Below are 24,440 nucleotides of genomic sequence, written 5' to 3'. Positions count from 1 at the left end.
TTTTCCGGTCGGTTTTGCTTCGTAAACAAATTTGATCATGAATTCGTATGCACTTCAATTCTTTTCTCGTCCTTATTGAGCAAACCTTAAAAACATAACTGCTCAATTAAATGACAGGATTCCTCAGCGCCTGCGCGGGGAGGACAGTTTAATATACAAAGGTTCCTGAAAATCGTTTCAGGGAGCTAAGCGTCGGCAAACCCACTGTCCTCCCTGCTGTCTGAAGTGTAGACGATCATGTAATCGGTTATCTCTCCCCTGCCAGAACTCAAACTCATCAGGAAGTACCAGATAACCACCCCAATTGCGAGGACGGATAACAGGCTCCTGACTATGCTTTGCCAGCAAATCATTAAACGCTTTTTCAAGCTGCATGCGTTCAGTGATTTCCGCGCTTTGTGGTGAAACCACGGCGCTTATCCGGCTGGCAAGAGGACGGCTGTTAAAATACTCATCAGACTGTTCGGGGGAATTTCTTTTAACCCGTCCGCGAATACGGACCTGGCGCACTAGCTGCGGCCAGAAAAAATTCAAGGCTGCATAAGGGGTTCGATTTAATTGCATCGCTTTCGCGCTGTCATAGTTGGTATAAAATAAAAAAGAATCCTGTTCCAGCCCTTTTAGCAGGACCACTCTTGAGTCAGGTAATCCGTTTTCATCCGTAGTGGACAGCACCATCGCAGTCGGATCACTGATTTCTATCTGTAAAACTTCTTCAAACCAGCGCTGGAAAAGCTCGAAAGGATCTGTCTCCACACGCTCATCTAAGGTCAAATTGCCGTATTCACGGCGAATTTCGGCCAACTTGTTAGGATTCATTTTCGTATTCACTCTAAAACCGTTTAGGAATTATAAACTAGTTTCTTTGAAATTCTATCGAGCCTTTATATTGACCTATATAAATAAAAAAGCATTTTAAGGTTTACTTAATGTTCAACATATATTATGTAGAATATAAATACTGCATAGAGATGAAGCCGTGCTCGATAAGCTAAAAGCCATTTTAGATATATTCTCTAATCCTGTCTTGGAATTTACTGACAAACAGCTAAAAACCCTCGAGTCTTTTAAAGAGAAGCAAGTGGCGGCGTTTCTTCGTGCCCAGCGAGAGCTCATCTGCAAGACGCTGGCAGAAGGCTATGACTTCCCTGCCGGTGATAATCCTAAAGTTTCCATTCGATTTAATGAGAGTTTAAACAGCCATTACTTATCGAACATGTACACAGTGGGCGTTCCTTTCCCTAAATCCTATTTACCGATTTTGCTTGAGCAGGATGCTGATATCAATCAAATGCTAATTGAACCTGGAAAAATTTATTTCTCTATCCAGGATGGCAAGATTGAGTATACTGTAATTGCCCCCCCGGCACAGAAAGTTAGCGCAAGACTAGATCCGCTGAACCTGGGAATCACTCTGAATGACCCTCTGACTATAGAAAATCTGCAAGCGAACTTACCGCTGATTATGCAAGCCACACACAAGGCAGGCCATACGGTTCTGAATTACAGCAGTGAACCGCGGGAAGTGGTACAGATAAAAGATTTGATTAATGCCCTATACCACGGAGAACAGGCATTCCTTGATTTGGAAAGTTTGAATATCAGAGGGGTATATCACCTTGATATCGTTGACGTAAATAAAAAACCGGTCACTGGCAAAATTTATTTGCGAAACCCGTTAGACAGCTTCTCTATTGCAGCATTTCCTCAGGAAGGCGATCTCAGCGCCAATACGCTTTATTTAAAAGAGGAAGGCGAAGAAAACAAAACCCTTCGTTATTCCTTTATTCATCCGATAACTAAACAGCTGTTTGAGGGCAATTTCAGCGCTGATGAATTGAAAACCATGCTGGGTGAAGAAGAAACTCCCCAATTTCTGAGTGCATTGCGAGCAGGAGACTTCTCCACGCTTGAGCTATTCAAGAAGAAACTGGGCAGCTATTTACTCAAAGCCGGTGAATTACCTCTGATTTACTATGTAATCAACACCCGTAATCAACGATTAATTGTCGATAAAATTCCTCTTGAAGAATTAAATAAAATTTTCAGCGAGGAAGAGATTAATCGCCTTTGTTTTGCTCTTGAAGAACATGAAATTGAAAACCTGCAACTGCTAAAAGATGGCATCGTTTCAATAGCCAAAGAAAGACAACAGATAGTTGAAGCACAGGAGCAACGCCAGTTAGATATTCAAAAACTGCTGAATAGTACAATTGATCATGCCTATACGGCCTGCTATCTGGCAACTCACCTTGACTCTGATTTGGTAGAAATGTTTTCCCGCGAATTCACAGTGGGAGAACAACTGCTTTCGGGTATCCAAAACTATGCCGACTCACCGGAAAGAGGGGTAAAGCTGCTTGAACAGGCTAGCCAATTTGCCCGAAATCATGCCTATACTGCCGGTTATGTTGCCGGAGTAGCAGTTGATCAGCTGCAACCCAAAGGCGGAAAAACCGACTACAACTTTTTGACCCATTTATCTGCCAAGTTGCCTGAATATCTGCAGGAATTTACCAAACAGATTAAATCGCATTCTCAGGAACTGATGCAAGCGCTTATCGAGAAAGGCGTTCCTCTGGATCCCAAGGCCATTGAAACCTTACAAGAGATGCAGAGCCTTGATAAAAAAGCAATCGAATCGTTACAGGCCAGTGCCCTGGCAATGCTTAATTCAATTACTCTGCTGCAGGATAATCGACTTTTTTTACCCTTGCAGGTGATTCATTATATTAAAATCCTGCGTAATGTCGTGACCTTGACATCCAGTATTCTTGCGCAATCAATGAATATGAACGAGGCCACTCAGCGAGCAGTCTGTGCCCAGTTATCCAAGCTCAAATATGATCTGCTCCCGCAGCTTTTTGCGCTTGCCGATAAAATAGAAGATCAGTTCCTGTTACAACCAGGCTCTTTATCTGATCCCATAAACACGCAAATCAAGGCACTTTACAGCGCTATTATTGAACACACTGGCAAGCTCGTTAAATTTTCAGAACAGGCGCCGGAACTATCTACTGTAGAAGACAGCAAGCTTCTCGAATTACGAATTCAGGGAACGAGAGCACGAATAGATCATAGCCGACAAAAACTGTATGCCGCTCAGGATGCGAAGGAAGCGTTTCTGAAATTTTACGGGATCATTCAGTCTCCTCAATATCGAGGCATACGCATAATGGACCTGCCTCTGCCCGTGAGAGAGCTTCTGACCAGCTATTTTATGCGTTTCAGGCATTCTGTCGAGCAATACGATGTCAATTTGGCTAACGCGATTGTCTATGGACTGAATGGGGGCGACACAAGCACATTTCAGACAATTAAAGAATATTACGATGGCTGGTGGAAAAAATATGAAGGCGTCGACTGGATTGCCAATCTGCTCAACCATGCAGGCAACATTGGCAGTTTAATTGAGCGAGAATTAAATACACAGAATTTCCACCTCCACTCCAATATCGCTCTGATCGAGTCCATTTATACTAAAGCTGATTTAAGACTCTACCCCTTTGACCCGAGCCGCCAGGTATTGACTTTCGATGAACAAAAAGCGCTGGATATCAGCAAGGAAGCAGCCCCTGCGTATGGGATAAAGACGGACGATAAATGGGGCACGGTCATATCAAAGCCAGAGAATCTGAATGCAAAACAGTGTCTTTCGCTGATGACATACTACGCGGGGATAGAAGACAGATTGCTGAGTGCGAATGCCGCCTATAAAAACTTTATGCTTTCACTGGCCCGCTATAGCACCCTGCCAGGCAATAATGAGGAAGAGAAGTCCGCTTTAGTAGAAGCCAAAACTGAACTGAGGAACTGGTACAACATTTTTCAGCCTTATTTCTGCGTCGCTTTCTCTGATCCAAGAATTCAATTTATAGACAAGGAAAACATTGACTGGCTGAACTCCGATGAGCTGACAATTCCCGACTCAGGTTTTGAGTTTTTGCAGCAACATGAATCGGATATGCATATCTGCTTTGCTGACGCAGCATCCGTTTGCAGAAAACGGGCGCAGTCATATGCCGGACTGACTCATGCAAAACGAAATAAAGAAGTAGTCGATGAAGCGCAATATTCTCTTGTTAAAACGATCCAGGCAAACAGTTTAACTGAGGCACTCAAACTGTATTTTGATAACCAGCGCCATGGTTACACCCATAATTTGACTATGCCTGAGCCAGTAAAGGCAATTCTTGAGCGACTGAAGCTTAAAACCCTGTCCGCACTTCCATTAGGCCCTCTGGTTAAGGGGCGATTTGAACAGCAGATTACCCTTTTATTTAATCTGGATGAGCAGCTGAAATCTTACCCGCTCAGCGCAGAGCAAAAAGCGGCATGCAATCAGTTATTGGCCAAAATCTGTAATCAGTACATACAGCTACTCGAAGCAAGTCTTGCCGCCGACTATCATAAAAACTATTTATCTGTTAAAGAAAAATTGCAGCAGCTGCAAGAAGAACTCATTCCTCAGTTATTGAGCTTGACTGATGAACTGGAGATCCATGCAAAAGCAGAACTGCAAACCTTCACAAAACCACTGCTTGATAATCTGAATGCCTTCCATAATGAAATCATGCCGGTTGTTAGCGGTCGATATCCCGCTCTGGACAATAACCCTCCATTGCATGTGGTTTCGGCTTCAGCAGTGAAAGCACGTCTTGCCCCTGTTTACCAGCGAATCGAGGCTTGTCATTATAACTCCAGCCTGATTGGTCAGGCACAGGATGCACTTGAAGAGTTTTATTTAATCCTTGAGGATGAAGAATTTAAAGACAAACGAATTATTGATTTGTCTGCCGAAACCAAGGAATTATTGAAAAAGCAGTTTGCTTATTTCCGCCCATTTCTCCTGGCGATAAATCCTAACCTGGAAGCCAGCATTGTCAATGGACTTAACTCACAAGGCCGCTCTGTTTTTTATGGCGTGATGAAGCACTGGGATTATCATGTGTATGGTAATCAGACCAATGATTGGGTTGTTCATGTATTAGCTAATAAAGAAAACCTTGCCAAGGCATTACAAGACGCGTCCAACAGGCAGACAGAGCATTACAATGCAGGTTTGAACCTCATTGAGAGCATTGAGAAACAAACAATAACTTTATTAAATCCTGCAGCAAAAGTTAACAATGATCTTATCCTCTTTAATGAATTGGAAGTATTGGGAATTCCAGAAGAAAAATACCAGGCTTACAAACCTAAAAAAGAGGCCTACTGTCGACAAATTACGACCCCTCGCAGGCTTAAGGCAACTCAGGCTCAGCAACTATATGCCTATTATTTAAGCGAACACACCCGTGTAGAACGGGCGGCTACGGCCTTTGAAAATTTTATCCAGCTTCTGGAAGCCTCTCCCGCCGCCTCACTGCTTGAGCTGTCTGAAGCAGATAAACAGGTCGCCAGACAATACTATAACCAATTCCAGCCCTATTTTATGGTGTTCATGGCAGAGGCCTTGCCAAGACAATTGTTTGAACGTCTGGACCAGGATATTGTAGATAATTTAAATGCGGGCTTATTGAATCACAACCCTAATCCAAACAGCATTAGTACAGACTTTTTCAAAGACTCAAGCGCCGCATTTCAGCAGACTTTACGAAAAACCGAGACCCTTTGCCTGCAGCAGCAACTGACTTACCGTAACCTCGGCTTTGATAAACTGGCAGACGCTTTAGCGGCAAACCTTGACTTAGGCGCTGGTCTTTCTGCTCCCGAGTTAACGCTTAAACCACTTGATCAACCGCTATCCAATGCTTTGGCCGCTATTCCAGCTGAGCCTTTAAATTATGGTCATGCCGGAAACCAGGCTATCTATTACGAAATGACTGATAAAGGTCTTGCATATTCGGTTGTTACCGCCACGGGCGAATCGATTAGCGATATTCTCAGCGAAAATGATTTACCTGATTTAAGCAGCCCGGTTTCTGAGCATATTCCTTTCCTGGACTTTGAAAACATCAAAACCCTGGCAGTAACCCCATCCACACTCAGCCAATTGGAACAGGCTTTTTCAATTCTTCAAAAAGCTAAACAGGAGTGGGACAGTTACCCGGTTCCCAGAGAACTTAAAGACGCGGCATCTAAACTGGCTTATAAGTTAACTCGCCAGTCCTTTTATACTCTTCGAGAGTTACTGCAAAATGAGGCCTCAAACCCTCAGTTTATTCGTCATAAGCTGTTGGTAATGAAAGAGGAGAATATTCCTCAGTTGCTGGGTATTGCCGATCAGATTGAGCTTAAAGCCCAATTGGTTCATGGCAAATTAGGCAATCGACTGGAGGAAAGTTTAGAATCCCTGTACCTGGGACTTGTTAAAGAAACTGAGAAGTTCTTCCCAGTGGTTGCTGACAGCCCTGAATTACTCGAGGGGTCCGCAGCTGCCTTTGATAAGCGAAGTCAAGGCCCGAGAGAACGTCAGCAAATAGCTCAGCAAAACTTAAACAAAATAGAGCGTGCACAAGCCGCATTTGAAGCCTTTTATCAGATTATTGAAGACGAGGAGTTGCAGGGTAAACGCTTAATTGACCTGCCCTCCCCGACCAAACTCATATTAAAACAGCATTTCGTATACTTCCGAAGCTATGTGCTCGAAGCCGCTCCCGAACTGGAAGACGCGATCGTTAATGGACTTAATGGTGAAGGTCGTGCGACCTTGTATGGTTTCAAAGCCCTTTATGACCGCTATGTTCACAATTATCAGAATATGGATTGGGTTGCCAATGTACGGAGTAACAAAGAGATCATTGCTAAAGGTATCGCCAGAGACAATGCCTCACAACAGCATATGATGGATCAAAATCGGTCCCTGGAGGAAGAGCTTGCCAGTAAAGCTGAAATCTTCCTGCATCCTGTCAGCATTGAACAGGATTTGGTTCTGTTTAATGAAGCGAAGGCGATTCATTTATCCCCTCAGGCAAGCAGCGAGGCAGATATCCAGGCGATGGATTATGGTAAACAGATTGGCAAACTGGAGAATTTATCCTTCGAGCAATCAGAGGCCCTGCACGCTTACTACTCACTCCGAAAAAACGATCTGCAGAAAGCCGAACTGTATTTTGAACAGTTCACCAATATCCTGCAAGGAGCAAAAACTGAGTTTGTCTGCGATATGTCCGCAGAAGAAAAACTTAATGCTCGCCGCTATTATTATCAATTCCGCCCTTACTTTCTAGCAGCCACGGCAGCAAAATCCAGCGTGGAAAATATGAAAAAACTGGATGCGGCCATTATTGAGAATCTGAATCCTGAATCGGAGCATGGGTTCAGTATAAAAGTAAGGACAAACGACTTTTCAAACAACGCGGCCTGGTTCAAAAAAGTGCTCGCCAGCCTGGATGAAATCTGCGATGGCAAAACGCGGCAATATCAGCAATTAAGCAATAACAAGCTTGAGGAAAGGCTGGACGACAAAATCAGTTATCCTGCGGGCGCTCCAATTGCTGAATTAAAGCTGAGAACAGACATTCAGACTGAAGTTCGTTCCGATTTTGCAGAAGCGTTAGCCAGTCCTTTCCTCCATGACGAGTTAAGAACCCTTTCTTCAAAAATCATGGCGGTTATCGCCAGCCGTGGTCATGCGCCCGCTAAAGTGCAGCCTAATCTGGTTTATGGCAACCGGTCAAGCTATGTGTTTAAACATGATTACTATGCGCAAAAAATTGGTGATTTCCGCGAATCTCTAATGAAGTTGACGCAATTTTTAAATATTTCTGTGAAAACAGAATTGCATCTTGGTACTCAGGAACGCAATAAGCTGCCCTTCCCGGAGCTGGAAGATCCACACAAAGTGCTGGCGCAAAGCCATCAGGTTCTTCATATCAAACAATTGTTTAATGCATTATATCATGTAGAACAAATTATTAAGCAATTACAAAAACTGGATAACAGCAGCACAAAGTTATTGTATGTTTTCTATCTTTTACAGGCTTATGGGCATGTCTCCGAGCTTTTAGAGTTGTGCAAGGCCTTAGCAGCAGATCCCCATCTTTCCATACTGGCCAATGAATTACTCGCCAAAGCCCAGGATATGAAACGCGTGGTGATGGAGCAAAGCGAACCTTATCTGTCAGATGCTAGTAACGTCGACCCAGAGGAAGTCCCCGGAGAAGTACGTTACAACGCGATTTGGTACACACTGCAGGCCTTTTTCATGGTCCCTGCGCAAATTAAGTCAGCACTGGAAGGTCAACCGAATCTTTCTGAGGCCCAGCTTTTAAGCATACAAACCAACACTAAGAAAGTTGTTATCCATATTGAGCGAATTATTGCCAACTCCGACTCTTATTTCAGGCTATTGCTGGAAACACCGGTTATGTACCGGCTCTTCCAGGAACTGCGCGTCAGGCTTGCCGAATTTACTCAGACCACCAATAACTTTACTATTGATCATCTTGAAGAAATCAATACGGTCATCTTCGCCAAAATTCTTCTGGAAACCGATAAATGGGAAGACAAACTCAACCTGGCTCCGGGCACGCTGACAGGCCCGATGAAAGTAATTCTCGATGAGCTTTACAAGGGAATGCTTGAGCCATTAGATCTGGTTTCAGAAAAACACATGCGTCTGGTACACAATTTTTCGCCCATTGTCCAACGTAAAGACGCGGCGTACCTAAGACTTGACGAAGCGGAAAACCAGATAGAGCCAATCAAAAGCAAAATGAAGCCGCTCACGACGTTAATGGGCGCTATGGATCATTATCTGAATCTGGTCAATCAATTGAACTTTATTCAATCTCAGAATAAAGACGCTAAGGATGAGACTGAAGAAAATCCGGCATTGGATAAAATTAACAAAGGAATTGAGAAAGCAAAAACCAGTGTCTTGCAGTCGTATGCAGAGGCTTACCCTTTATTGGAAGAACATCATAAGCAGTTGCCCTTACCTAAAGAAATCAGTGCTGAAAACAAACTGATTGATCAGTTAATTCATAACTCTGAACTTAAAACCGCAGTAAAACTCGCGAATATCAGGGAGCGAGTACGCAGCACCTACAGTTATTACCTTGGAAATCTCTCCACAGCCGAATTAGCAATCAAGTCTGCAGAAGAAAAAATAGCTTATCTTGAGCAGCTCCAAACCTCCCAGGTTCAGGAAAACAGCAATTTCAGACGACAATATACGGAAAATACCTTTGATAAGCGGGTGGAACTGATTATTAACAGGCAAGTGGGCCTGCATATGGTTGATCAGGAATATAAGGCGAAGCTGAAAGAGCATTTGATGTCGTTCAAAAATGATTTTGTTGAGCGGGCTCTGAATGAACAGGACATTAAAAGGAAAATCCGTAAAGAGCTGATGAATAAAGCCCGTCAGTTTCAAACCGAACATTTTGCTGAATACCAGCAACTGGACAAGGTGAAAGCGGCAATTAATGCATTTAAACTCTATTTCGATCATGCCAGTGACGCATTGCAAAAACAGAAATCTTTATATGAAAGTCAGAAAACGCTGACTGCCAAGCAGATTGAAATTAAAAAGCTGGAAACCATTGCCGATGACATCTCAATCCCCATCACCCAACGCCTGGAGAATTTAAAATCAGACGTGGAAAGTCCTGTCTTTAAAACCATCATCACAGCCAGACAACATTTGGATATGTTTAGCCTGGCTTGGGTGAAACGATGCTTTTTCGATCTGCTTGAAGCTCTGCACCTTTATAAACCGGCGCATCTTAGAAAGTATGATCAACTGCATTCCGCAGCCCATACCCCATTTTCCAAAATGGAAAATCCCAATGGTTATGGTCAGAATCCTCATGGCTTATTCAACAAAAAGCAGCATGCTCCTGTAGTTGATGATCCAGTAAACGCACCGCCACTCATCAACCCGCTAACATAACAGGCTGCCATTAGCTTTTTCAAAATGCATTCCAGAGACAGGCGCTTTGGAATGCACACCGCCGGATTAAGAATACAGTAAAGAAAGTAGCTCATTGAGAAAATAATGCTATGATAGTCAGTCTAAAACGGAATCAAAACCAGTCATGTCCTTATTGATTAAAGCTATCATTTTCTTTGGAGCCCTTATGACCAGCACTTCCACTCCGGCCTTAACCATTGTTCACATTGAAGAAGAGGCTTATCAGCCCGTGCTTGGCACTCGTGCCAAGGCGGTTAGTTTCCCCTTATCTGATGAGGATATTAATCTGATTGCTGCGATGAAATCGAAGCTTTACAGCCTTGGAGGGGTTGGTTTGGCGGCGCCGCAGGTCAATCATGCGCGACAGATTATTGCTCTGTATATTCCTGAAAGTGCTGCTCTATTGCGTGACAATGTCGTCACTTATCCCATGCATATTATGATTAATCCTGATTATCAGGCAGTGGGTGATGAGAAGACCGCTGATTTCGAAGCCTGTTATTCAGTGAACAGCAAGGCAGGCAAGGTTCCTCGTTTTAATAAAATTCGGGTCACTTATTATGATGAACAGGGCAGGCAACATGAGCAAATGGCTGAAGGCTTTTATGCCAGAGTGCTTCAGCATGAAATTGATCATTTAAATGGCATTTTAATTATTGATCGTCTGACGCCTGATTGCGTGCAGGGAACTTACGCCGAGATGATGCAGCTAAGACGGGCATCCTTATCGCCTGAAAAGCAGAAACTCTTTGATGAGTTGCTGGAGCAGAAAAAGCAGCCAAACAATTCTCAGGAAACAGATCCGGATTGAGCAATCCGAATCTGTATTCATTCAATCAATCAAAAGAAAAGGGCATCAGCTCTTTTTCCAATTCATCATCGCTGTTATCTTTCTTTTCGGAGCCATAATTTAACTGGTTCCCTGGGTTTTTAAGTGCGTCTGTCAAACTGATAAACTGATACCCATTATCACGGTACATCTTAATGATATCGGGCAAGGCATAACTGTTAAGCAAATTGGCATGAAGCAACAGAATCTGTTTAACCGGTTTACCCTCTGCCTGCTTTTCTGCTCTCAGGGTTTGTTTCCAGATATAGGCAAGATAGCGCGGTTTTAGTTTGTTCACATAACTTTCCCGCATTCGATAAGGCACTCTGTAAAGCTGCTCATTAAACTGAAAATCTTTGCTATCGATGGTGACCGGGGCAATGGTGTAATGATGTTCCTGAAGATAGGCTAATACCTTCGGCTTTGAGTTCTTATTTCCCATTGCCAGATAAGGATAGCGGAAATATTTGGGTTCGGTCATAATCGGCTCAAGCTTTTTATCCGCCTTATCAAGATCGGCAATATACTTGTCCGCGTTCATACTATTTAAGTTGTAATGAGAATAGGTGTGATTTCCCAACATAAAACCGGCATTGCGAAACTCTTCCAGAAACTCCCATTGCCCCTTGGCGATAGCACCCGCGATAATAAATCCGGTTGCAGGTACTTTATTATCCACCAGAGCCTGAACAATTCGATGGAATCGCTCGGTTGAGCGCTGCTGATTGCCCGGGGTATTCATACTCGAGCCGACCAGAGGCAAATCATCAATGGTGATTGCCACCTCTTTGGTTTCTGCAATACAGCTTGAAGAAATTAATAAACAACACAGAAAATTAAATAGTCTCATGATAATCCATTATCAACCGAGGAAGTTTTCAGTGTAGCAGATTTTCGAGTTGTTTCTATAGAGGAGGACTTTTTAAATTTTCTGATCAACAAGGGATGACAAATGCTCTTTCCTGCCACCCTGAATTATTACCGTCTTCATCCTGGATTTCTCCCCATGACGAATTGAAATCGCCGCGAGCGGGATATTCAGGGATTTGCCCAAAAATTTTATCAAGACTTCATTGGCCTTGCCCTCAACAGGGGGCGCGGCTAGTTTAATTTTCAGACTTCGGCCATGTAAACCGCAGACTTCAGTTTTTTTAGCGCCGGGTTGAATATAAAGAAAAAGAGTCAGCTTTCCCTCTTCCAATTGATACCAGGACTCATTCATTACACCACTCGGATCCCCTGCTTCCCAGCCACAATGACCTTGTCAGCCAGCTGTCTTGCGAAAAGCCCATTTTCAACTACCCCGGGTAATAATTTGATGGCTTGTTCCAGTGCCATCGCATCTTCAACCTCAAAGTTATAGACATCGAGAATAATATTTCCATTATCAGTCACAAAACCTTCCCGATACTCCGGGTCACCGCCTAACTTGACTAATTCTCGCGCAACCATACTTCGGGCCATGGGAATGACTTCTACCGCCACAGGAAATGCCCCTAGACGATTTACCAGTTTTGACTCATCCACAATACAGATAAATTGTCTGGATGCAGCTGCCAGGATTTTTTCTCGGGTTAAGGCTCCCCCTCCACCTTTAATCATCTGGTGAGCGGCCGTGACCTCATCAGCGCCATCAATGTAGATAGCCACCTCTCCGGCCACATTGAGATCGACTACAGGAATTCCCAATGCCCGAAGACGTTGTTGTGTGCCCAAAGAGCTGGCCACACAGGCATCAATACGATGTTTAATGACAGCAAGCTGCTCAATAAAAAAATTAACCGTTGAACCCGTTCCGACACCGACAATCATATCATCGTCGATGAAATCCAGGGCAGCTTTCGCAGCCTGTTGCTTTAATGATTCCATAAAAATCCTACCGCCATAAATTATTTTTAACCAGATTTAAAATTTCTGTGCCCTGACCATTAATAATGGCCTTCATCATATAGAGGCTAAATCCTTTAACCTGGGCAATATTGATTGCAGGCGGCATAACCAGCTCATTGCGATTCACCCGCACATCAACCAGTGCCGGCCCCTCATGTTTGAATGCAGCCCCCAAGGCATCACGCAAATCAGCAGGATCTTCGACTCGCAGGCTATGAATCCCAGCCCCTTCAACCATTTGTGCAAAATTGGGATTATGCAGTTCAGTGCCATACTCAAGCATTCCACCGACATGCATTTCCATTTCGACAAAGCCCAGAGTACCATTATTAAAAATCACCATTTTAACCGGTAATTGCTGCTGAACAAGAGTCAGAATGTCGCCCATCAGCATACTGAACCCGCCATCGCCACACAGGGCAACGACCTGACGCTCGGGATAACAGGCCTGCGCGCCAATAGCCTGTGCCAGGGCGTTTGCCATTGAGCCATGATTGAAAGAGCCCAGCAGACGTCGTTTGCCATTCATCATCAGATAACGGGCAGCCCATACCGTTGGAGTTCCTACATCACAGGTGAAGATCGCATCATCGCTGCTTTCTTCATTGATTAGTTTTGCCAGATACTGGGGATGAATCAGCTTCTTGCCAGGCTTGGCACTCGCGAGATCATCCAGCTCTCTGCGAGCATGACGATAATGCTCCACCGCTTTTTCAAGATGGCTGCTATCTGTTTTAGACTTGATTAATGGCAGCAATGCTTCCAGTGTGGCATTCACATCGCCCACCACGCCTAAATCAATGTCGGCTCGTTTTCCTAACTGGCTGCCTTCAATATCAATCTGAATAATTCTGGCATTTTCAGGATAGAACTGCCGGTATGGGAAGCTGGTTCCTAATAATAACAAGACATCGCAGGACTCCATTGCATAATAGCCTGAGGAAAATCCTATTAAACCGGTCATGCCGACGTCATAGGGATTATCATATTCAATGAAGGTTTTGCCGCGCAGCGTATGGACCACCGGGGATTTTAACTTGTCGCATAGAGCCATCAATGGCTGATGCGCGCCTGCTGCGCCAATGCCGCAAAAAATGGTGACTCGCTGGGCATCATTTAATTCTTTAGCCAATTGCTTAAGCAGCGCATTATCCGGTAAAACCACGGGTTTTGGTGCTGGAATCCAGGCTGGTGAGTGCCGGGTACGAATTTCCTGCATAGCGAAATCCCCGGAAATGACGATCACCGCAACCCCACGCTTTGCAATTGCTGTTTGCATGGCAATTTTCAAAATGCGCGGCATCTGCTCCAGAGAAGAGATGATCTCGCAATACACACTGCATTCCTTAAACAGGATCGCGGGATGTGTTTCCTGAAAATAATCCCCTCCAATTTCAGGTGAGGGAATATGCGCCGCGATTGCCAATACCGGCGCGTTACTGCGCTGACAGTCATACAGTCCATTGATAAGGTGAACGTTACCGGGGCCGCAGCTTCCCGCGCAAACGCTTAACTCGCCGGTTAACTGAGCCTCGGCACCCGCTGCGAAAGCAGCGACCTCTTCATGCCTTGTATGAACCCAGGAAATGGTTTTCCTTTTTTGCAAAGCATTGGTCAAACCATTGAGGGAATCGCCTACAATCCCATAAATACGCTTAACACCGGCTTCTTCCAGGGTATCGATAAACACATCAGCAACAGTCGTCATGCCATTTTCCTTGTTAACAGATTATTGACCTACCATCGGACTTGTATTCGGTACAGCTCCGCTTGGCACAGGTTTGGGAGTGGTTGCCGCATTACTGATATCAGCAGGGCTATCGTTTACTGAAGTGACGCTTTGTGCAGCATTTCCTGATTGTCCAGAGGATGAAGAAGAGCTGGAGGGGGAGGAGCTGCTATAGGAACTGGTGTTGGATGAGTTCGACTGGTGAGAGCTGGTATTTTTCTTTTCTGTGCTGGCAGAAGAAGAGCGTTTACCATGATAGTAAGGCTCATTGTGATCAGATCCTCCAAATAAGGAGTCCATTTGCTCACAGCCAGTTAATACCAAAGGGGCGGCCAATATAACCCAAGCGATTTTTCTTTTCATGGTTATTCTTCCTTGCGGTTAGTTAATTCCATACAAGTTGAAATTCTAGCTCTTGTATTTTAACTTGTAAAATCAATATGCTTGAATTTAGGTTGTGGCCCTGGAATTGGGCTAATCATTTTAGCAATTGTTCCTGATAAAATTACTTGTTAAAGTAGAGCACCCTCCTTCTTTAATCTTGAGTTATTCATGATTTATTCAAATATTCTGGAAACGATAGGCCATACTCCGGTTGTGCGGTTAAATAAACTGGGAAAAGAACTCGATTGTGAGCTGTATGCCAAATGTGAATTTTTCAACCCCGGGGGTTCCGTTAAGGACCGTATTGGCTATGAAATGGTAAAAAAAGCGGAGGAGGAAGGCCGTATTAAACCGGGCGATACGCTGATCGAACCCACCTCAGGCAATACTGGAATTGGCATTGCGCTGGCGGGTGCTGTGCTGGGTTATAAAGTCATTATTACCATGCCGGATAAAATGAGTCAGGAAAAACAAGTGGCTCTGGAGCGCTTGGGCGCCGTTATTTACAGAACCCCGACTGAAGCCGCCTGGAATGCACCTGAAAGCCATATTTCGCTGGCCACTCGGCTGCAGAAAGAGATACCCAATTCGCATATTCTTGACCAATACGCCAACCCCAATAACCCCAATGCCCATTACCATGGCACAGCAGAAGAAATCATTGAGGATTTCGGCAAAAGCCTGACAATGGTAGTGGCAGGCGTTGGCACCGGCGGTACGATTAGCGGAATTGCCAGACGTCTGAAAGAATATAATCCTGAAATCCAGGTAATCGGCGTTGACCCGATTGGCTCTATTCTGGGCGGGGGAGATGAAATTAAACCCTATGACGTGGAAGGCATTGGCTATGATTTCTTCCCCGATGTTCTTAATAACCAGCTCATCGACCGTTATGTCAAAATCAATGATGCAGACTCTTTTAATACAGCAAGACGTTTAATTCGCGAAGAAGGCTTATTGGTAGGAGGCTCCAGCGGAGGCGCCGCCTGGGCAGCACTGCAGGCAGCTAAATCCTTAAAAAATGGGGACAAATGCCTGGTCATCCTCCCTGATTCAATTCGCAACTACATGAGTAAATTTGTCAGTGACGATTGGATGCGGCAACAGGGATATTTATAGGCTTGCAGACTTTCAGACGCGCTATGAAGAAAATCCCCTCTCTCTGACTCTCACTGCCATTAAGTTAAGCTCAGTTGTATATAAACTGTCCTCCCCGCGAAGGCGGGGATCCATCTCTAAGTTTGCTATAATGCCAATTGAGGAATGGATTCCAGCCTTCGCGGTAAAGACAAAATTTCCTTAACTTAATGGCAGTATCTCTAACTCTCTCCCCTGAGGGGAGAGAGGATCTCTTAAAGATTAACGTATTCTCATTCCAGGGGAGGACTCTTGCTTTTTATTTTCTGAAGAGTACTTCTTAAGATTAGCAAACACCCTGTCTTCATTAAAAATTCCAAGGGATAATCCCTGGGCAATAGTATGGATGAAATCCAGAGCTGTATGGTCCTGGTAATCTCTCTGCGGTTTAATATTGGTTGCTTCATGCTTGTTGGCAAGCCCGATATTCTTGCGGAAAAACTTCTGAATGCCATGTTCAATACCCGCATAGGGAACACGCAAATGATAATTAAAGCTATGTTTCCATTCCTCGAGTAATGCTTCTCTAAGTCCGGTTTTATCAAAATCCTTTGCTTTATATTGCACTTCCAGATTTTTAACGCGGCGTAAGTAATCCTGCCGCATCAATTGTCTGCTATCTTTGATTTGGGCCTTCAGTTCTTCCATGCCGGGCTCACTGGCTCGGTTTACTTGAGGCAACTCTGGCGCCATCGCTGCATTATATTTTTCAAAGACTGCAATGTTGGCTACAAACGGGCGATAAAGCTTGTCCTCGATTTGCAGTTTAAGTTTCGCAGCAGGCGTCACGCCTTCCGGTGGTGAAGAATGATGAGTAGCATGAAATTCTTTACCTGGCTCCACTTCAAGTATCTTAATGGATAAACTTAAACGTTTTGCCAAGGCATCCCTTACCACATTATCATTGATTCGGGTGTCTGACTGCCTCATTTCTGCCACCGATGAAAGCTGATCAGAAAACGCATCCTGATAAGCAACCGGGTCAGAAACCAACTCATCGACAGTGATCTGGCGAAGGGTAAATCCCAAATCTCTCACAAACTGAGTGATGGGCTGTTGTGCCATTAGCTGTCTTAAACGTTTCACATAAGAATCAGCTCGTTCAAGCTGCTGAGGCTTCGGAAAAAGGGTTTTATGGTATTCAAGGATCTGCTGAATCAGTCCCTCATGCTTTGCTGGATTGTCCAAAGCTTTGCTGATAATCGCGGCCGCTGCAGAACGAAAAAAACAATCGTTCTCTTCACCAACATAAATATATCCTGCCTGCTGCTTGTCAGCGGATTGGATGACAGGCCGGACAAGTGGAGTGATACTTGGGGCTTGTCTAAAAAATGTCGATGTCGCTATGGCCATGACACCTCTCCTCTTACCTGTATGATTCCATTCTAATCAATATAGATTAAGGAAATATTAATTTGTATAGAAAATCCTGTTGTCTTTGCGAACAAAGTGAAGCAATCCAGATTGGCCCCTGAACAAAGTCAGGAGTTGGATTGCTTCGCTGCGCTCGCAAAGACAGTTTTTGTGCAACAACACCGGTTGATCGGCAGGAGCATGGCGGATCTGCGGGCTATCGGCTGCAGTTTTGTTGAATAAATTGAATCACCTTTTGATAAAACGCCTGCCCCCATAAATCATTATGTCCTCTGTTTGGAACCCGGACAAATTCTTTGGGTTCCTTAGCGGCCTCAAAGAGCTCAACCCCCTGAGTATAGGGTACGATGCCGTCCTGGTCTCCATGAAGAATCAGCAAAGGGCTTTTGATGTCCTGAATACGCGACAGGGAATCATATTTATCCCAGGGAGAAATCAATATCAACGGATAATGGTATCTGGCGATAGCGCTTAACGAAGTAAATGGGCTTTGCAGAATTACAGCACATGCGCCATGGTTTGCTGACAGATAGGTAGCGACCCCGGTGCCGAGCGATTCACCGTAAATCACCAGATGTTCATCGGTTACACCCTGCTGCCTTAAAAACGCTCTTGCCGCCTCAGCGTCCTGATAAAAACCCTCCTCTGAAGGAAAACCCGGATTACCCGAATACCCTCGGTACTCTAAAAGGAGGACCCCAAAGCCGTGATTGATCCATTGCCTTGCCATCGGCATGCGCATGCCAATATGGCCGCCATTACCATGCAGGAAAAGAACGGTAGCTTGTCCGGATTTAGCCGCTTTGTACCAGGATTGCAATGTCAGCCCATCGCTTGTCCGCAATAGTACTACCTGCATATCCTTCGCCTGGAAACTCGCAGGACTTGGCATCAGTTTTGCTGGAAAATAGATAAGTTTTCTTTGATAAAAAAAGATAAAAAGCGTTCCCAGCAGAATAAATAAAATGCTAAAGAGGGCAAAATTTTTTAACATGAAGAACCTTTTTACAATGAAAAATTGCAGCGGAACTCTAATATTAACAGGCGTGCCAGTTCTGACAACCAGGAGGGCCTATGGAACTAATGCGAGACCAGGAAATAGCTAAACTGAAAGAGCTGTTACGGCATACTGGTGAATTTATTGCTTATTTTGAACTGGCAGAGACTAAAATGATTGCCTGGCGGCAAGATATTGAAGAACAGGCGCAAAATCAGCATCAGAAAATAGAGCAGAAATTACAAAATCTGCACCAGGAGCTGGAATCCTTGCATGAAGTCCTCACCCAGGCCGGTCTGGCGCGTTTCAGGCTCAGTGCTGAGCAAACTCTAGTACAGGGAGAAAAACATCTTGCTATGCTGGAAAAAGCCAGTCAGCAGATGCTCGTGGAAATAGCCAGTCAGCTGCGGGAATTTAATAAAAGCTTTCACAAACAACTTAATTTAATTGAACAGCACACTCAGCAGGCTATCGCCAAAATTGATCAGCAATTGGCGGATTATGATGCACACTATTTCAAACGGATTGCCAATGAGAGCTGCGTCCAGGTTGAAAAAGTAGCGACTCGCGCCATTCAGAAAAGCACAGGCCTTCTACGCTCATTTCAATGGCGTTCAGTGAGCCTCGCCTTGATTGTCACCTTTATTACCAGCTTGTTTATTGCGCTTTACATCAGTAATGAATTGCCTTGGGAAATGCATCAGCATGCCCGAAACGAGCGTGAGGCGGGTAAAGTCTTGTTAAAAGCCTGGCCTAATCTGTCCCATCAGGAAAAGAACAAGATTCTGAATACTGCCTCGATGAATAAGAGCTGATATGTGGACTCTTCTTGGTATAGCAGCCATCCCTTTTTTGATGATTCATATTAAAAAATGGCGTAAAGGATGGCGGCTGAAGCAATGGCGCCATGACCTTAACCTTGATGCACATGAAAAGGTATTCAAACAACTGTATCAATCGGTCAGCGGATTTCATCTTTCCAAGGAGGCCCGTGCTCACAATGATTCCCCGGAATATGTGTACGGAGAAATTGAATTTCAATCATTTATTGCCTTGCTGTCTTTATGCAAGCCAGGGCCTGCTACCATTTTCTATGATTTAGGCAGCGGTACCGGAAAAACAGTGCTTGCCTGTGCGATGGTGTTTCCAGTTAAAAAAAGCGCGGGAATAGAGCTGTTTGAAAATCTCCATTACAGCGCCCTCCGGCAGCAGGAAAAACTAAAAGCAATGCCTGCCTATCAGGAAAACTATCATCATATTCATTTTGAAAATAATGATATCTTTTCTGCTGACTTTTCCGATGCAAACATAGTCTATATTAATGCCACCGCTTTTTTTGGCGAGCGCTGGCAGCACTTAAGTCATGTACTGGAAGGCATTGCCGCCGGCAGCCTGGTGCTCAGCACCAGCAAAGCACTGCAATCCTCTTTGTTTACTCTGATACGTACGGTCAGAGTGCAAATGAACTGGGGAGAAGTCGATGTTTTTATACAGCAGAGACAGTAATAAAAAGATCTGGCTATTTGCAGACTCATAAAATCTTGTTACAGTTAATTGATAAGATTGAATAATTTTTTTGCGAGTCTATACTGATTAATAGAGTAGTACTTTAAGCTCTTAGCTGAAGCCTTTTGGGCAAGAGCCTTCTGAAACGCGGCCAACCGAGGTAGGTATGATTAAATCGCAACTCATAGCAAACCTAGCTGCAAAAATGACTCACTTGCCCGAAAAGCAAGTCAGTGATGGTATCAATCGTATTCTGGAATTAATGAGTGAAGCACTTATTAGCGGTCAACGGATTGAAATTCGTGGCTTTGGGAGTTTTTCATTGCATTATCGTCCACCCAGAAATGCCCATAATCCGAAAACAGGCGAAAAAGTTATCACTGAGGCTAAATATAGTCCCCACTTTAAGCCGGGAAAAGAGTTACGTGAGCGGGTAGACAGCTCCAGGGAAACCATCCCGTTGCAGGATGAGGAAGACGACGAATAAGGATTAATGCAGCCGTAGCCTCGTTAAGCAAAGCACAACCAGGGAACGGCTATTGGGCATTAACCGCGTGTAAACCTGGACAGGCTTCGCTTACCAGGACTCAGGTTCGCGGCAAAGTAACCCCGGTTTGCCCCTGATACTTGCCGTGACGGTCGCGATAGGAAACAGAACAGACCTCATCAGACTCGAGGAATATCATTTGCGCCACCCCTTCATTGGCATAAATTTTAGCAGGCAGAGGGGTCGTGTTAGAAAACTCCAGAGTGACATGCCCTTCCCATTCCGGCTCAAGCGGTGTGACGTTCACGATAATGCCGCAGCGAGCATAAGTTGATTTACCAAGGCAAATCGTCAGCACATTGCGTGGAATACGGAAATACTCCACAGTCCTGGCTAAAGCAAAGGAATTGGGGGGGATAATACAAACATCCGATTTGACATCAACAAAACTGTTGGCGTCAAATGATTTGGGATCAACGATTGCTGAGTTAATGTTTGTAAAAATTTTAAACTCATCCGCACAACGCACGTCATAACCATAACTGGACACACCAAAGGAAATAATACGGCCGTTGCCGGTGTCTCGTACTTGTTCCGACTGGAACGGGGAAATCATCCCATGTTCCAGTGCCATTCTGGTGATCCACTGATCCGATTTAATTGACATAACTGCCTCGATTCTAAATTCTAAAACTACCTTCTACCATTCTCGCAGGATGGAAGCAAGCGGGATATCAAGCGGCGCCCGCAGCACAAACCAATTCCGGCAGCTCCTGCAGGAAGGTTTTAGTCGTGGCGTCACCTTTCTCAAAGAAACGGTGCTTATTGTAGAGGGCCTTTTCGGCTTCTTCTTCAATTTTGGCCTTCAGATTCAGCTTTGGAGAATCCTCTTCGCTTAGAGCTTTCTTTTGTTTCGCCAGTTGACGCAGCTCCTTCTGGAAGCTGTTCAAACCTTCAGTTTTTTCCTTAACAATTTTTGAATTAAAGGCGGAGCTGAAATGTTTTTTCTGGAAATTATCCACTTTATAGAGTGTATGCTCAATTTCCCAGTCCTCAGAGACAGCTTCAACCGGCTCTTTCAATTCGATAGAGGTTTCTGCTTTTCGCCCTGTTTGCTGATACCAGGCCTGTTTGAAACTTAAGACCTCGCGGGGATTCGTTGGATCATTCGGGTTATTAAACTGGCTTGCTCCCCAGGCGTAAAGCGCTGCCAGTAAAAATACAGGGGAAAGTACGAATTTCAATATCAGGGTAGGCGCATCGTCATTATCATGGCTATGCCCTCCTTTCGCACTCAGACGATCTTTTAAAGCATGTTTTAATTTGAAATCATCATGCTTATGCTCGTGGCTGCCGGGGAAGAAATAATGCCAGTCTTCACCCAATTCACTTATGGTTCCCAAACCTGCAGACACGGTTTCCGGAATCCCGGGCACACGATCCGAAGTGACTCCAATGCTAATCAAATGCCCCAAAAATAAAATCAGGCGCAGAGGGGCCAATAAAATGTTAATGGCCAGACGGAAGGGGTTGATGATCTGTAGCCAGTTTTCCTTCTGACGCAGTTCAGCCCAGCCTTGCTTGATATCGTTTACAAATTCTCTAAACCAGGATTTCTTACTTTTCAGGGCGCCTTCAATAATTTCAAAGGTATTGCTGGTATTTTCCAGATTAAAAAACACTGCAGAAAGGCCTGTGATAATGGGATTTATGATCCCCATTACGAATACGGGGATTTTACCCATCCAGGCAAACAAAGGACGCGAGTTCTTAACCACTGTCCACCAGGTACCAGCCGTACAAATCGTTAAAGCAATGGCCAGCCCCACCAGGAGTACGGAAGTCGCTGCCAGGAAAATACTTCGCCAATTGACTTCTTTGACTAAATTATCACGAATCTTGTAATACCATTGCCGCAAAGTATCATTATTGATCATGTCCGTAATGGCATTATAGGTTAGAAAGCCGTATGCAGCCCCGGCAATGATAGCCATTGGAAGAATGAAGGCCGGTAACACGGAAAACGGTATCGCCGCCAGTAAAGGAATAGCAGCAAATTCTCCAACCAGGAGGTAAGTGGTTCCCGCCCCCATGAAAAGACCAGCAAGAATACTGAATGCACCGGCAAGACGGTAATACAGACGACGTCTTGAAAATAATTCCTGCACGTCATCCTGACCTCTGGCCTTCAACCATTGGCGAAGCTCCTGCTGATAGGGAGTGAGGTCCTCTTCCTCATCATTCTTGGCAAAGAGTTGCTCAGCAAACCATTTTTCCATATCGCTGAGTTTTTTCTCAATCTTTTTCTTTTTGAGACGACCTGCTTCATCCAAAGGGTCCTCGCCAAAGGCATGAAGGCGCTGTAGCATTCTTTTATAATCTCTGAAAAATTCCGGCCCGCCTTCAAGCTCCGCTCCTTCTTTAGGAAAGTTATTAAGTAGAAATTCCCTGGCCAGATGGCGTTCCAGATAATCTCGCTTGAACCCGAGCTTGGCGAGAGCACCGGTGATATTCTGCATGTATATTTCGTATTCGTAAGCGACAGAGAGAAAAAAAGCGCCGAAAGCCAGAGGGAGAACAGGCCAGAGAACAAACATACCGCCAAAACTCAGGAAGCCGAGAATAAGGCTGGCTCCAACAGTTAACAGAAGGAGAAGCAGATAATAGGGTATTTTTTTTGATTTCATTTTTAGCCCGTGTTTACCATCCAAAAGAATTTGCAACTTTATAACAAATGAAAATGATTATCAATAAGGAAACGGGCAATTATGACACATATTGTTCTTAATAAGCGACTTTTACCGGTTAAAAATATAAGGCAAGCTGTTGATTAATCTAGCATGCGGGTGAGTTTGACCGCTTGGATGAATTCTTAGGAAAAATTTAGGATTACAATCTTGAAGTCATCATGTACTATCTGTAGACATCGTAAAGCATTTTCTCAAACAGCCTGTTGAGTGCCTTCCTTTCAGCGCTTGCCGCAGAGATGCTTTATGACGAATTAAGCCATTTATCAATTAAGGAGTAATGATGCGTTTGAATCAATGGATGACTTTTCTTTCCACTGGGTTAATGCTGATAACCAATCCTCTGGCAGCGCAGGGCCAGGCCCACATGGAACAAATACAGGTGCCGCAATGTCTTGCAGCCAAGATGCCTTCACAATTTGAAATCCTTGCGGAGAACAACGAGTTCAAAATTATTAATCTGCCCTCTGATAAGCTTCAAAGTATCAGCTTGCTGGCGGACCAGCTGCACTGCGGTCGATTTGTCAATGTGAGCGGACAGCTGGCAAACAAATCCGGCAACCAAAAAGCAGTGGCTGCTCATCAACTGCTGACAAAACCTGCCTTGAAGCAAAACACTCTCTTAAAGAGCGAGTTTAAAGTCAGGCATCGTTCAGCGGTTATTGAAGCGCTCGAGCAGGTGAAATCCGAGAATATCCTAAAAACTCTGAAACACCTCACTGATTATGAGAATCGTTCCGCGACCAAAAATACCGGAGTTCAAGCCGCTAAATGGCTGAAATCAGAGTTTCTGCAAATGGCAAAAGAGGCAGGACGTACTGATGTGGATGCCTATTTTGTCAAAACAGGCGTGTGGTATAAGCAACCCTCTCTGGTTACGGTAATAAATAAAGACAGCCGATCTCCCGGAATAGTGATTGGCGCGCATATGGACACTCTTGATGGCCGTATGCCTGGAGCCGGTGATGACGGCAGCGGATCGTCAAGCGTCATGGAAATTGCACGGGTGTTGCTGAACTCCCATCAGGAGTTTAACCGTCCAATCTATATCATCTGGTATGCTGCGGAGGAGCGCGGTCTGGTCGGTTCTCAGTATGTAGTCGAGCATTTTGAGCAGGAACATATTCCTGTCCTTGCCGCAGTTCAATTTGATATGACCGGTTTCCGTAATGATCGAAATGATCCTACCATGTGGGTTTTCCGCGATTACACCAATGATATGTTAACGGATTATCTGTCTGAGTTAATCAAGACTTATATTGGTGTTCCTGTGGCTGAATCAGAATGTGGTTATGGCTGTAGCGATCATGCTTCATGGACAGCAGCCGGGGTTCCTGCAGCATTCCCCTGCGAGACTGATTTTGAACACCATAATCAGAAAATTCACACCTCTGGCGATACAATGGATCGTCTGACTCCTGAACATATGGTTAACTTTGCCAAATTAGGCTTGGCTTTTGCCATCGAACTGGCAAGTGATTAAACTGAATTGGGGTAG

17 protein-coding genes are annotated in these 24,440 nt (G+C 44.5%); 7 read left to right on the top strand and 10 right to left on the bottom strand.

Annotation, left to right across the window (positions count from 1 at the left end):
* Nucleotides 1-177: 177 nt before the first annotated feature.
* A complete protein-coding gene (gene pdxH, locus E1O89_RS09565) occupies nt 178-819 on the bottom strand; it encodes a pyridoxamine 5'-phosphate oxidase (RefSeq protein WP_133139968.1) in 642 nt (213 codons plus the stop codon).
* Nucleotides 820-979: 160 nt separating this feature from the next.
* Here pdxH and E1O89_RS09560 point away from each other — a divergent pair, with 160 nt between their 5' ends.
* Nucleotides 980-9,841 (top strand): hypothetical protein, encoded by an 8,862-nt coding sequence (locus E1O89_RS09560; protein ID WP_133139967.1) that lies wholly within the window; start codon nt 980-982, stop codon nt 9,839-9,841.
* A gap of 187 nt (nt 9,842-10,028) precedes the next feature.
* A complete protein-coding gene (locus tag E1O89_RS09555; protein WP_262337483.1) occupies nt 10,029-10,673 on the top strand; it encodes a peptide deformylase in 645 nt (214 codons plus the stop codon).
* Between the two features lie 25 nt (nt 10,674-10,698).
* On the opposite strand, the gene E1O89_RS09550 is transcribed toward E1O89_RS09555, so the two are convergent.
* From E1O89_RS09550 to E1O89_RS09530, 5 genes are all read right to left on the bottom strand, one after another.
* On the bottom strand, nt 10,699-11,541 hold the full coding sequence (locus E1O89_RS09550; protein WP_133139965.1) for a polysaccharide deacetylase family protein: 843 nt from the start codon (nt 11,539-11,541) through the stop codon (nt 10,699-10,701).
* 72 nt (nt 11,542-11,613) lie between these two features.
* Entirely contained in the window at nt 11,614-11,913 is a 300-nt protein-coding gene (locus E1O89_RS09545; protein ID WP_133139964.1) for a DUF167 domain-containing protein, read from the bottom strand.
* Nucleotides 11,913-12,560, bottom strand: coding sequence for a ribose-5-phosphate isomerase RpiA (gene rpiA, locus E1O89_RS09540; protein ID WP_133139963.1), 648 nt, complete (start codon nt 12,558-12,560; stop codon nt 11,913-11,915). The genes E1O89_RS09545 and rpiA overlap by 1 nt, the downstream gene beginning before the upstream one ends.
* A gap of 7 nt (nt 12,561-12,567) precedes the next feature.
* Nucleotides 12,568-14,289, bottom strand: coding sequence for a ubiquinone-dependent pyruvate dehydrogenase (gene poxB, locus E1O89_RS09535; RefSeq protein ID WP_133139962.1), 1,722 nt, complete (start codon nt 14,287-14,289; stop codon nt 12,568-12,570).
* 21 nt (nt 14,290-14,310) lie between these two features.
* Complete coding sequence (locus tag E1O89_RS09530) at nt 14,311-14,673, bottom strand: hypothetical protein (RefSeq protein WP_133139961.1); 363 nt, start codon at nt 14,671-14,673, stop codon at nt 14,311-14,313.
* Nucleotides 14,674-14,862: 189 nt separating this feature from the next.
* Between E1O89_RS09530 and E1O89_RS09525 the strand changes: the two genes are divergently transcribed.
* Nucleotides 14,863-15,813, top strand: a complete 951-nt coding sequence (locus E1O89_RS09525) for a pyridoxal-phosphate dependent enzyme (protein ID WP_133139960.1) — start codon at nt 14,863-14,865, stop codon at nt 15,811-15,813.
* Nucleotides 15,814-16,053: 240 nt separating this feature from the next.
* Here the strand turns inward: E1O89_RS09525 and E1O89_RS09520 are convergent, their stop codons facing one another.
* Nucleotides 16,054-17,184, bottom strand: coding sequence for a hypothetical protein (locus E1O89_RS09520; RefSeq protein ID WP_133139959.1), 1,131 nt, complete (start codon nt 17,182-17,184; stop codon nt 16,054-16,056).
* A gap of 217 nt (nt 17,185-17,401) precedes the next feature.
* A complete protein-coding gene (locus E1O89_RS09515) occupies nt 17,402-18,199 on the bottom strand; it encodes an alpha/beta hydrolase (protein ID WP_133139958.1) in 798 nt (265 codons plus the stop codon).
* A gap of 80 nt (nt 18,200-18,279) precedes the next feature.
* On the opposite strand from E1O89_RS09515, the gene E1O89_RS09510 reads away from it, so the two are divergent.
* The 3 genes from E1O89_RS09510 (at nt 18,280) to E1O89_RS09500 (ending at nt 20,195) form a co-directional block, all read left to right on the top strand.
* Nucleotides 18,280-19,017, top strand: coding sequence for a hypothetical protein (locus tag E1O89_RS09510; RefSeq protein ID WP_133139957.1), 738 nt, complete (start codon nt 18,280-18,282; stop codon nt 19,015-19,017).
* A 1-nt stretch (nt 19,018) separates the two neighbouring features.
* Nucleotides 19,019-19,708: a methyltransferase gene (locus E1O89_RS09505; RefSeq protein ID WP_133139956.1), complete on the top strand. Its 690-nt coding sequence runs from the start codon at nt 19,019-19,021 to the stop codon at nt 19,706-19,708.
* Between the two features lie 115 nt (nt 19,709-19,823).
* Complete coding sequence (locus tag E1O89_RS09500) at nt 19,824-20,195, top strand: integration host factor subunit beta (protein ID WP_367379936.1); 372 nt, start codon at nt 19,824-19,826, stop codon at nt 20,193-20,195.
* Nucleotides 20,196-20,295: 100 nt separating this feature from the next.
* On the opposite strand, the gene dcd is transcribed toward E1O89_RS09500, so the two are convergent.
* Together dcd and E1O89_RS09490 are read right to left on the bottom strand one after the other, a co-directional pair.
* Nucleotides 20,296-20,862 (bottom strand): dCTP deaminase, encoded by a 567-nt coding sequence (dcd, locus tag E1O89_RS09495; RefSeq protein ID WP_058507148.1) that lies wholly within the window; start codon nt 20,860-20,862, stop codon nt 20,296-20,298.
* A gap of 67 nt (nt 20,863-20,929) precedes the next feature.
* Entirely contained in the window at nt 20,930-22,882 is a 1,953-nt protein-coding gene (locus E1O89_RS09490; protein ID WP_262337481.1) for a hypothetical protein, read from the bottom strand.
* Nucleotides 22,883-23,225: 343 nt separating this feature from the next.
* On the opposite strand from E1O89_RS09490, the gene lapA reads away from it, so the two are divergent.
* Nucleotides 23,226-24,425 carry an aminopeptidase LapA gene (gene lapA, locus E1O89_RS09485; RefSeq protein ID WP_133139971.1) on the top strand — a complete coding sequence of 400 codons (1,200 nt, stop codon included), beginning with the start codon at nt 23,226-23,228 and terminating at the stop codon, nt 24,423-24,425.
* The last annotated feature ends 15 nt before the right edge of the window (nt 24,426-24,440 follow it).

It is taken from the genome of Legionella genomosp. 1 (assembly GCF_900640215.1).
GTDB classification, from domain to species: domain Bacteria; phylum Pseudomonadota; class Gammaproteobacteria; order Legionellales; family Legionellaceae; genus Legionella_C; species Legionella_C quinlivanii_A.
The sequence above is the reverse complement of the archived record's forward strand: the minus strand, read 5'-3'. Positions and strand labels throughout refer to the sequence as shown.